A 705-nucleotide genomic window follows, 5' to 3' on the forward strand; every position below is an offset into this window, starting at 1 on the left:
AATCAACACAGTACGAGCATCTAATAAGCCGCGCTGATATGTTGTCGGGCAACGAAACTCGTGTTGTCCATAAAACAATGTCCCCTGCAACATCGAAGTCTTCAGCAGAAGAGCAAACTGGGTCCGAAGCTACAGAGACTCAGTCAGCGTCAGAACCAGCACTACCTTCTGACAGCCTTGAACCAGAAACTGAGTCAAGCCCGGAAACAAACAATGAAGCTGCTGCTGAAGCAGAGCAAGAAGAGGACATCCAGGATTCCTGGGACGATGATGAAGACGATCTAATCGATGATGAAATCCTCGAGATTTTTATCGAAGAGGCCGGCGAAGTACTAGAAGCAATCGATACTCACTTGCCAACCTATCTGGCTGCTCATGACGACCAGGATTCACTAACCGAGCTTCGTCGAGCCTTCCATACCCTGAAAGGCAGCGGACGAATGGTTAACGCCAACATCATTGGCGAAGCCGCTTGGGCAATCGAAAATCTTCTGAACCGCATTATTGATGGTTCGGTAATGATGAATGAAAGCATTGCCGAGCTTATCCAATTAGTCGTCGATAATATTCCCAAACTAATTGAGTGCTTTGAAAAAAGACAACGCCCAGACTTTGATCTAAAGCGCGTTGAGAATCACGCTGCAGCCTTGGTTGCCGGTGATTTTGTTAAGCCTCTAGGTAGCTTACAACGATCCTCGCAAGAAA

At 47.1% G+C, this 705-nt stretch carries 1 protein-coding gene; it reads left to right on the top strand.

Going from position 1 to position 705, the window contains the following annotated elements:
* Nucleotides 1-38: 38 nt before the first annotated feature.
* Nucleotides 39-705: Hpt domain-containing protein (locus A3735_RS01485; RefSeq protein WP_197485581.1), on the top strand; the 667-nt coding region annotated here is incomplete at its 3' end.

This window comes from Oleiphilus sp. HI0061 (genome assembly GCF_001635675.1).